Annotated in this window: 10 protein-coding genes; all 10 read left to right on the forward strand. The window is 46.8% G+C overall.

Features of this window, described 5'->3' with window-relative positions; all coding sequences use genetic code 11:
* The first annotated feature begins 151 nt into the window (after window positions 1–151).
* The 10 genes from GT1_RS09510 to lysS all read left to right on the forward strand — a co-directional run bounded on the left by GT1_RS09510 (window position 152) and on the right by lysS (window position 9,551).
* Window positions 152–1,138 carry a biotin--[acetyl-CoA-carboxylase] ligase gene (locus GT1_RS09510; protein ID WP_188398502.1) on the forward strand — a complete coding sequence of 329 codons (987 nt, stop codon included), beginning with the start codon at window positions 152–154 and terminating at the stop codon, window positions 1,136–1,138.
* On the forward strand, window positions 1,138–1,704 hold the full coding sequence (locus tag GT1_RS09515; RefSeq protein ID WP_075752704.1) for a biotin transporter BioY: 567 nt from the start codon (window positions 1,138–1,140) through the stop codon (window positions 1,702–1,704). The genes GT1_RS09510 and GT1_RS09515 overlap by 1 nt, the downstream gene beginning before the upstream one ends.
* Before the next feature lie 136 nt (window positions 1,705–1,840).
* Window positions 1,841–2,605 (forward strand): type III pantothenate kinase, encoded by a 765-nt coding sequence (locus tag GT1_RS09520; RefSeq protein ID WP_075752706.1) that lies wholly within the window; start codon window positions 1,841–1,843, stop codon window positions 2,603–2,605.
* A 57-nt stretch (window positions 2,606–2,662) separates the two neighbouring features.
* Window positions 2,663–3,634 carry a tRNA dihydrouridine synthase DusB gene (gene dusB / locus GT1_RS09525; RefSeq protein ID WP_188398503.1) on the forward strand — a complete coding sequence of 324 codons (972 nt, stop codon included), beginning with the start codon at window positions 2,663–2,665 and terminating at the stop codon, window positions 3,632–3,634.
* Window positions 3,631–4,602, forward strand: coding sequence for a hypothetical protein (locus tag GT1_RS09530; protein ID WP_223226142.1), 972 nt, complete (start codon window positions 3,631–3,633; stop codon window positions 4,600–4,602). The genes dusB and GT1_RS09530 overlap by 4 nt, the downstream gene beginning before the upstream one ends.
* Window positions 4,603–4,719: 117 nt before the next feature.
* Entirely contained in the window at window positions 4,720–5,241 is a 522-nt protein-coding gene (locus GT1_RS09535; protein ID WP_075752712.1) for a helix-turn-helix domain-containing protein, read from the forward strand.
* 15 nt (window positions 5,242–5,256) lie between these two features.
* Window positions 5,257–6,156 (forward strand): quinate 5-dehydrogenase, encoded by a 900-nt coding sequence (locus tag GT1_RS09540; protein ID WP_188398504.1) that lies wholly within the window; start codon window positions 5,257–5,259, stop codon window positions 6,154–6,156.
* An 18-nt stretch (window positions 6,157–6,174) separates the two neighbouring features.
* Window positions 6,175–7,326, forward strand: coding sequence for a shikimate dehydrogenase (locus GT1_RS09545; protein ID WP_188398505.1), 1,152 nt, complete (start codon window positions 6,175–6,177; stop codon window positions 7,324–7,326).
* 207 nt (window positions 7,327–7,533) lie between these two features.
* A complete protein-coding gene (gene greA / locus GT1_RS09550; protein WP_181382960.1) occupies window positions 7,534–8,010 on the forward strand; it encodes a transcription elongation factor GreA in 477 nt (158 codons plus the stop codon).
* A 41-nt stretch (window positions 8,011–8,051) separates the two neighbouring features.
* A complete protein-coding gene (gene lysS, locus GT1_RS09555) occupies window positions 8,052–9,551 on the forward strand; it encodes a lysine--tRNA ligase (protein WP_188398506.1) in 1,500 nt (499 codons plus the stop codon).
* Window positions 9,552–10,056: the final 505 nt, after the last annotated feature.

The raw sequence follows: 10,056 nt of genomic DNA on the forward strand, positions 1-10,056 counted from the left end.
TTTTTTTTCAAAAGGATAAAGTGGGTCCAGAACCTAAAGCAATGCTATCATACTCCGGCGGTTGTGTAAATGAGGGGAAAGGCCTAATTGACAATGGTTAACCAATGAATTATTATTAGGGTAACAATGCTGACTTTGGAGTGAATATGCAATGCGAACGGCCATTTTGGAACTCTTAAAGAAAAATTCAGATCAATACATTTCAGGCGAAAATATCTCTCAGTTACTAAAGGTATCGCGAACAGCGGTCTGGAAGCATATTCGCGCCCTTAAGCAAGCCGGTTACGAAATCGAAGCCCATCCCCGGCTGGGATATGTGTTTAGACAAATGACAGAACGCTTACTGCCGGGGGAGATTAAGGCTCATCTGACCAGTTCGGTACTGGGGCGGGAAATTCATTATTTTAGCGAAATTGATTCAACTAATAATGCGGCCAAAAAATTGGCAGCCGACGGCTGTCCGGAGGGTACTATTGTTGTTGCCGAAGAGCAGCTTACCGGGCGCGGCCGTTTGGCCAGAGGCTGGTATTCGCCGTTTGGCAAAGGGATCTGGCTGTCAGTGGTTCTCAGGCCGCCGTTTGCTCCCATGGAGGCGGCTAAATGCACGTTGATGGCAGCAGTTGGTATAAACCGGGCAATAAACGCTGTAACAGGCGCCGGCTGTGGCATTAAATGGCCTAATGACATTCTGTGCAAGGGCCGCAAGGTGGTAGGCATTCTTACAGAAATGAGTGCGGAGATGGATGCCATTAACTATGTGGTAATTGGCATTGGTGTTAATGTTAATATGGAGGAGCAGGATTTTCCCGAAGAAATTGCCGCTACCGCCACTTCGTTAGCCATGGCAGCCGGATGCCGGATTCCGCGCATGAAGCTGCTGACAGCTATTCTGGCTGAACTGGAAAATGTGTATAGTACAGTCAAAACTTCAGGCTTTGCGCCAATACTTGCCGAGTGGAAAAGCCAGTCGATCACCTTAGGGCAGCAGGTGGCGGTGAATGGTATTGACCGGAATTTTACCGGCCTGGCTGTTGATATTGATGCCGACGGCGCGTTGCTCATTAAGACACCGCAAGGCATAGAACGGGTGCTGGCCGGTGATGTATCTATCAGACCTAGTATTGAGGAGGGAACCTGATGCAAATTCGTTCGATGGCGCTTACCAGTTTGTTTGCCGCTCTGCTGGCGGTGAGCTCTCAGATATCTATTCCTATTGGGCCTGTGCCGGTTGTCATGCAGGTTATGATGGTGCTGCTGGCCGGTATGGTGCTGGGCAGCCGTTTAGGGCCGGCAAGTGTGGCCGTCTGGGTGCTTTTAGGTGTATTCGGGCTGCCGGTTTTTGCCCAGGGCAAAGCAGGAGCGGCTGTCTTAATTGGTCCTACGGGCGGTTATATTGTTGGCTATTTTTTCTGTACGTATATTGTTGGCTATGTTGCGGAACACTTTGAACTGACCTACAAGTATACCGCTTTGTCCATGTTAGCCGGTCTGGCGGTTATTTATGGTGCGGGTTTGGCGGGATTCATGCTTTCCTTCCAATATGTGCTGCACAAAGCTATGACGCTGGACAGGGCGCTGAATCTGGCAGTGCTGCCCTTTTTGCCGTTTGACCTGATTAAAACAGCGGCTGCTGTATATGTTGGTGTACGTGTACGCCGGGCTTTGTTAAAAACCGGTTTGCTTGGCAGCAGGCAACCTGTATAAATGGCTGTCAATTCCCCGTATTGTTTTTAGAGTGTATTTACAATCTTCCCGCTTTTGCGGTACAATAATAGCTATTAATAATTAAATCTGCACAAATAGCGCAGGCAGCTTCCGGCTGCACAGGGGGATTTTACTCATGTTATTAGTATTTGATGTTGGCAACAGCAACATCGTTTTGGGAGCTTTTGACGGCGAAGAACTTGTGTACCACTGGCGGGTATCGACAGATAAACAAAAGCCCGGTGATGAGTACGGAATGTTGATTTACAACCTGTTTACTTATCGCGGCATGAAAATGGAAGATATTGAAGCCATTGTTATTTCTTCGGTTGTTCCGCCGCTGGTTGTACCGTTAACCAGGATGTGCCAGCGATATTTTAATGTCGACCCGCTTGTTGTCGGGCCTGGTGTTAAAACCGGTATGTGTATCAAGTATGAAAATCCGCGCGAAGTGGGTGCAGACCGTATTGTAAATGCCATTGCGGCCTATGACAAATATGGCGGACCGTTGATTATTGTGGATTTTGGCACAGCCACCACCTTTTGCGCTTTGGCGGAAAATGGCGATTATCTGGGTGGTGCCATTGCACCAGGTATTGGTATTTCCACTGAAGCTTTATTCCAGCGGGCAGCTAAATTGCCCCGCATCGAACTTATTAAGCCTAAAAATGTGATATGCCGCAATACTATCAATAGTATGCAGTCAGGCATTATTTATGGTTTTGTTGGACAAGTAGATGAAATTGTCCGTCGCATGCGTATTGAGATGGGACAGAAGGCGAGTGTTGTCGCTACAGGCGGTTTAGCCAACCTTATTGCCCAGGAGTCTAACACCATTGATAAGGTGGATACCTTCCTGACATTAGAGGGTCTCCGTCTTATTTACGAACGCAACCGGTAATACAGAGGCTAAGCAGGGCGGTCAATATGGCCGCCCTTTAAAAATATAGGAGGTCATATGCAAATCGGGAAACTCAAATTGGCCAATCCGGTTATTCTGGCACCCATGGCCGGGGTAACAGACCTGCCGTTTCGTTTGCTTGCCAAAGAAATGGGCTGTGGCTTGGTCTATTCCGAGATGGTTAGTGATAAAGGCCTTATTTATGATAATGTTCATACCAAGAAGCTGCTGGCTATTGATGAACGGGAACGGCCGGTGGCGCTGCAGATCTTTGGTTCAGAGCCTGACAGCATGGGACAAGCAGCCACCATTGTTGCTAATGCCGGAGCTGATATTATTGATATCAATATGGGCTGCCCTACGAATAAAATTGTTAGAAATGGCGAAGGCTCGGCGCTTATGCTAAGCCCTGATTTAGCCTATCGCATTATTGCTGCCGTCGTAACGGCGGCTGGCGATGTGCCGGTAACTGTAAAGTTTCGCAAAGGCTGGGATGATAAGTCGGTTAATGCCGTAGAGATTGCCAAACTGGCCGAACAGGCCGGCGCGGCGGCTGTCAGTGTGCATGGCAGGACCCGGGAACAGTTTTACTCCGGTCAGGCTGACTGGAAGATTATCCGGGAGGTAAAACAGGCTGTTGGCATACCTGTTATCGGCAATGGTGATGTCCGCACGCCGCATGATGCCAAGCGTTTATTGACTGAGACCGGCTGTGATGGCATAATGGTAGGACGGGGAGCCCAAGGCAATCCCTGGATATTCCGTCAAATAATCCATTATCTGGCCACCGGCGAAATACTGTTGCCGCCAGGACTTGACGAACGGATTGACATGCTGCTGCGGCATCTGGATATGCTTGTTGAGCACAAAGGCGAGTATGTTGGTATCAGAGAAATGCGCAGTCATGCTGCCTGGTACACCAAGGGGCTGCATAAATCGGCCGAGTTAAGGCTTACCTTTAACCAGGCGGCAAGTAAAGCCGATTTTATTCGAATTATGGAAGATTACCGTGCGCTGGCATTGAGGTGAATATCGTGAATATGCTTATTATGCCTGTCGCAAACGGCGTATTGCCAAGAGCGCAGGGCGGGACGATTACCGGTATGTTTATTATTGAAAATGGCGGCCAGTTACTGTTAGATGTAGGGGTTGGAAAAGAAATTCTCATCTGTCCCTGGATTGTGGAAGAACAAGGTTTATATCCTGTAGGTGTAATTGTCCGTATCATGAATATCTGGAATCATGCGGTTGTCGATGAGACCGGCGTTGAAACTCCCGTACTGATGGCTAAGCTGGAAGGGCGGGGCCATGCCCGCTGGCACACACTCCGTACGGCTGGCAGCTATATCTATTCCGATAATGTTGAACAGCTTAACTTAAAGAAGCTGCGGCAGGAGTACCCGTCCATTTCCGGTGCCGGGTGGGCGCCGCAGGGCGGCTATACAGAGTTCCGGGATAAAAGTGATATTCCTGTTACTTTATATGGGAATGACCTGGAAACAGGCCGGCAAGTAAGTATAACCGCTAATTTAGGCGGATTGGTTGAACTGGAACAAGCTCACACCATTGAACACTCTGTCATTAGGGCATTACAGACCTACGGGCTTTGTACGCCCCGGACACTGATTGCGGCTATGAGCCGGGAAACCGACGAACTGAAAAAATCGGTGGAGTTTAGCATCAAGCATACCCTGCCGGAGGCTTTAGGATTGACGGCCAGCGGTGCCTGCGGCAATCCTATGACCAATTTAGCCCAGGTATATTTGGCCCAAGAGTTTGTCAGCAATATTGAAGCAGGCAAATCCTTGAATGAGTCACTGGATAAAGCCCGCCGCTCGACGATGTCTCAGCTGACTGACGATATCGGTCTTACTATGAACCAAGGCATCCGTGTTTTACAAGGGCTTAAAAAAGGTATGGTTCATGATGATACAATATTAAAGCTGCAAACCTATAAGAAAGTAATAAGCCGTTTCCCCTTTGAACCCTGGGGATAACGGTTTTTTTCGAATTTTCCTATTTTATGGAAAAACTTGTTAACAAGCAAAAATAATGCTAAAATATGTATGTACACAATATTGTGCACATATACTACAAGGGGAGATGACCAAGTCGTGTTGCTTCGCATTGGTGACAAGATTGTTGACCGTCAGAAGATTCATCATACTGTGGACAAAATTCTTGAGCTGCGCAAGGGCGGCCTGTCACAGCTGGAAGTAGCGGGGCAGGCGGGTGTTGACCGGACTTTTGTTTCACGTCTGGAGACGATTGGCGAGATTCGCAAAGGCGGCCGGATAGCACTCATTGGTTTCCCGATAAAAAACTGCGAGGAAATTTACGCCATAGCCAGACGGGAAGGCATTGATTACTGCCTGCTTTTGTCTGAGCAGGAGCGCTGGGACTTTGTTCAGACTAAGAGCGGTATCGAGCTTTTCAATACCATTATGGAGATCATTTCCAGTGTGCGTAAGCATGATATAGTAATTATTATTGGGTCAAATATGCGGATAAAGCTAATGGAGACCTTACTGGACAAAGCCGTAATCGGCGTACAAATCGGGGAATCACCAATCGCAGAAGATAAATATGTGAATCCGGAGGATATTTGTGCACTTATTAAGCAGCTCAGGTTTTAGTCGGGAGGATATGCGATGAAACAGGTGGTAAGCATCAGTCTGGGTTCATCTAAACGCAATGGTACGACAGTTGCCACTTTTGGCGGGCACGAATTTTGTATCAACCGAATAGGAACAGACGGGGATAAAAATAAGGCGGCGCGGCTTATTCGTGAGCTGGACGGTCAGGTGGATGCTATCGGGCTTGGCGGTACGGACCTGTATATTTATGCCGGTGCAAAACGGTATACTTTCCGGGAGTCGGCAGCTTTGGCTGCCAACGCCAAAATAACGCCGGTAGTTGACGGCAGTGCCATAAAAAACACCTTGGAGCGGCGGGTAGTATCCTGTCTTATGACTAAACACGGCTGGGATTTCAAAGATAAAGAAGTGCTTATCGTGTGTGCCGTTGACCGGTTTGGTCTGGCCGAAGCCCTGGCGGCGGCCGGCAGCCGGACGGTATTTGGTGACCTGATGTTTGGGTTAGGGCTGCCTGTACCTATTACCACTTTAACCGGTTTGTCCCGGCTGGCCATCCTGATAGCTCCTATTGTCACCAAACTGCCTGTCAGCTTGTTTTATCCTACTGGTGACAAGCAGACACAAGTTACCCCCAAATTTGAGCAGTATTTCCATAACGCCAGTATTATTGCCGGAGATTTTCATTTCATTAGACGATATATGCCGGCGATTATGAAAGATAAATTAATTATTACCAACACTGTGACCCAAGAGGATGAAACCCTGCTCAGAAAACGCGGCGTGGCCACCCTGGTAACCACTACGCCGGAGATGGGCGGGAGGTCTTTTGGCACCAATATTTTAGAAGGGGTACTGACCGCTTTATCCGGCAAACGCCCCGAGCAGTTAACGGTAGAAGATTATACCCAGCTTATAGAACAAAACGGGATTGAGCCGAGGTTAAAAACCTTATGATGAAGGAGGCGCTTGTATTTGCAAAAATTTGCTTTTGTAGTTCATCCGCTTGAAGCCAGGGATTTTAGCCGGAAATTTTCCTTTACCCGTAACTGGCCTGATGGGTTAGTAGAGGGAATTATTAAATACATACCGCCGTTTAAAGTATCTCACATTAGAGGTATCGATTCTGGGCATAATACGGCTGAAGGATGGTTTATAGGGTGCCCCCTGACATCCCGTCAAATGCTGGACATGCCTGAACCCTATGTAATTAAAAAGATTATTAAGGCCGGCAAAGTAGCTGAAAAACTGGGCGCAAAAATTGTTGGCCTTGGTGCTTTTACTTCCATCGTTGGTGATGCGGGCATATCTATCGCCAAGAATTTGAATATTGCAGTGACCACAGGCAACAGTTACACGGTGGCAACCGCACTGGAAGGAACGCGTCAGGCAGCTAAGCTGATGGAAATTGATTTAGAACGGGCTAATGTACTTATTCTGGGTGCGACAGGCGCTATTGGCGCAGCTTGTGCACAGATTTTAGCCAAGGAAGTGCGCTATTTGACACTGGCTGCCCGTGATGAATCCAAGCTTGAAAAACTTGCTACACAAATTTTAAAATCTACAGGATTAGCCGTGCGGGTAACTGCAAATACTAAACATGCTATTCGGAATGCAGATATTGTTGTAGCCGTAACCAGCGCTATCGACAGTATAATTGAGCCTGAGGACCTAAAGCCAGGCGCTATTGTGTGCGATGTAGCCAGGCCGCGCAATGTCTCCCGTCGGGTAGCAGAAATACGTAATGATGTACTTGTCATCGAAGGTGGGATAGTTGAGGTCCCGGGAGATGTACAGTTTGGCTTAAACTTTGGGTTTCCGCCGCAAACTGCCTATGCCTGTATGGCTGAAACCATGATATTAGCGTTAGAGGGACGTTACGAAAACTTTACGCTAGGGCGGGACTTGACGGTAAAACAAGTCGAAACTATTAATAAATTGGCGAATAAGCACGGTTTTAAACTTGCCGGATTCCGAAGTTTTGAGAGAGCGATTACGCCGCCGGAACTGACTGGGATTAAAAATAATGCTGCCCGGAAAGCTGTTCAAGTACAATCAGGTATACAAAGGGGTGCTTTAGAAAATATTGACAAAAATCTCATTTATGCCTATAATAATGAAAAATAGAGGATAGTCATAGTATCAGGCCTCTTACCCATCAACAGTGTCAAGTCCTACTTGACACTATTTATATTGCCCAGTCCTGATAGCTAAAGATTTTCCCGCAACTTCGGGCAATTTTTTTACTCAACCGAATACACTATCACAAAAGGAATTTGCAATATTTGCAAAAAAGACTTTTGCAAATATTTGAATAAAGAGGAGAATGTAATAATGGAAAAAGACGTTATGCTGACCATAGACGGACTGAAGAAGTTGGAGCAAAAGCTTGACCATTTAAAATCAGTTCGCCGCCGGGAAGTGGCTGAGCGTATTAAACAAGCCATTGAATTCGGTGATATCAGCGAAAACTCAGAGTATGAGGATGCCAAAAATGAACAGGCCTTTATTGAAGGTGAAATTCTGGGCTTGGAAAAAATTCTGCGCAATGCCAAAGTCATAGACGAAGGCGAAGTAGGAACCGACATTGTGGCGCTGGGCTCCACCGTTAAGCTTAAAGATCTGGAATTTGATGATGAATTGGAATATACTATTGTTGGTTCGGCTGAAGCCGATCCTGCCGAATTCAAAATTTCTAACGAATCACCTGTTGGTCAGGCTATTATTGGCCAAAAGGTCGGCAGTGTGGTAGAAGTAAATGTTCCAGCCGGAATTTTGAAATATGAAGTCATGGAGATCAGACGACAATAGTAATCTGATATTTGAAGAAAGTAGGACAGGGGAGACGTTACATGGCAGAAACAGAAGCAGTACAAGATAATCAGCAGACAGCAGAAGACCTAAACGAATTGATGAAGGTTCGCCGGGAGAAGATGGATAAAATTGCTGCCCAGGGGATTGAGCCTTTTGGGCGGAAATATGATTTTACCCATCACGCGCAGACCATCATTGAGCAGTATGCTCAATTAGAAGGACAAACTGTCCGCATAGCCGGCCGGCTTATGGCCGTACGCGGTCATGGGAAGGCCAGCTTTGGCCATGTAATGGATATGACCGGCAAAATTCAGGTTTATTTTCGCCAGGATGTGCTGGGGGAAACGGCCTATGAGCAGTTTCGACTCTTAGATATTGGTGATCTTGTAGGCATTGAAGGCGTGGTATTTACAACCCAAAAAGGTGAAATCAGCATAAAGGCCACCAGCTTTGAATTTTTGGCTAAAACACTCCGGCCGCTGCCGGAAAAGTGGCATGGATTGAAAGATGTTGAGACCCGCTATCGTCAGCGTTACCTTGATTTGATTGTAAACCCTGAGGTACGCAATAACTTCGTCATACGCAGCAAAATCATCAGAGCTATGCGCCAACAGTTGGATGATCGCGGTTTCCTGGAAGTGGAGACCCCCATGATGCATCCGATCGCCGGTGGGGCAGCAGCCAAGCCGTTTATTACCCATCATAATGCACTTGACATGAAGCTATATATGAGAATTGCTCCGGAGCTATACCTCAAACGCCTGATTGTGGGCGGTTTTGAAAAAGTGTATGAACTCGGGCGGGTATTCAGAAACGAAGGCATTTCGATTAAGCATAATCCGGAATTCACCATGATCGAACTGTATCAGGCGTTTGCCGACTATCAGGATGTTATGCGTCTGACAGAAGAAGTCGTAGCCGGTGTCGCCCAGGCCGTTCTTGGCACCACCAAGATTACTTATCAAGGCCAGGAAATTGACCTGACACCGCCCTGGAACCGGATGACTATGCCGGAAGCTATTAAAAAGTTTGCCGGAGTGGACTTTGATGAGGTTACTACCATCGAAGCGGCTAGGGCTATTGCCGATAAACTAGGTGTTAAGTATGAACAAAAGCATGGGATTGGCGGAATCTTGAACAATGTATTTGAGGAAGTGGCAGAGCAGCATTTGATTCAGCCAACCTTTATCATTGGCCATCCTACCGAGATATCACCTTTGGCTAAACGTAACAAAGACAATCCGGACATTACCGACCGGTTTGAGGCGTTTGTTTTTGCCCGTGAGATTGCCAATGGTTTTTCGGAATTGAATGATCCGATTGATCAGCACGGACGATTTGCTGATCAGCTGACACAGCGGCTGGCTGGTGATGATGAAGCTCATATGATGGATGAAGACTATATCACCGCACTTGAGTATGGCCTGCCGCCTACCGGTGGTCTGGGTATTGGTATTGACCGGTTGGTTATGTTTTTGACCGATTCCTATTCCATCCGGGATGTGCTGCTTTTCCCACATATGCGTCACCGTGATTAACTACGTGTAAAAAGCTGACCGGTTGCGGCCGGTCAGCTTTTTATACGTTTGACAGTTGTTTATAAGTTTTGGGTGCCGATACAAGACATGGTGTGGACGGCTGTCATACAACTATCTTGTTTTGATTGACAAGCTCACAGCCATTGTGTTAATATACTACTCGTTCGCTTGAAGATTTAACCGATGGTTACTCAAATGAGATGTTGACAGACCAATTGCTATATGCTAATATATAGAAGTCGCTGAAACATGCGATTGAAAATTCAAAAAGATATATTATTGACATGGCGTAAGTGATGTGATAGTATATAAAAGCTGCCGCCGCAGGGTGGTAACAACACAAAGAAAATATGTTGACATGATGTAAGTAATCTGGTAACATATATAAACGTCACGGTGCTGCTGGGCAGCAAATGTGACAGCGTTCTCTGAAAACTGAACAATGTAAGTAATGCATCATAAAAAGCCAGATGTGCGGTGCTCAATGAGCACTTTAAATATAAGC

Source organism: Sporomusa sp. GT1, from assembly GCF_014634905.1.
GTDB lineage: Bacteria > Bacillota > Negativicutes > Sporomusales > Sporomusaceae > Sporomusa > Sporomusa sphaeroides.

What these genes read in the sequence shown, in the direction of transcription:
- GT1_RS09510 (WP_188398502.1), top strand. Translation starts at nt 152, where the DNA reads ATGCGAACGGCCATTTTGGAACTCTTAAAGAAAAATTCAGATCAATAC.
- GT1_RS09515 (WP_075752704.1), top strand. Translation starts at nt 1,138, where the DNA reads ATGCAAATTCGTTCGATGGCGCTTACCAGTTTGTTTGCCGCTCTGCTG.
- GT1_RS09520 (WP_075752706.1), top strand. Translation starts at nt 1,841, where the DNA reads ATGTTATTAGTATTTGATGTTGGCAACAGCAACATCGTTTTGGGAGCT.
- dusB (WP_188398503.1), top strand. Translation starts at nt 2,663, where the DNA reads ATGCAAATCGGGAAACTCAAATTGGCCAATCCGGTTATTCTGGCACCC.
- GT1_RS09540 (WP_188398504.1), top strand. Translation starts at nt 5,257, where the DNA reads ATGAAACAGGTGGTAAGCATCAGTCTGGGTTCATCTAAACGCAATGGT.
- greA (WP_181382960.1), top strand. Translation starts at nt 7,534, where the DNA reads ATGGAAAAAGACGTTATGCTGACCATAGACGGACTGAAGAAGTTGGAG.
- lysS (WP_188398506.1), top strand. Translation starts at nt 8,052, where the DNA reads ATGGCAGAAACAGAAGCAGTACAAGATAATCAGCAGACAGCAGAAGAC.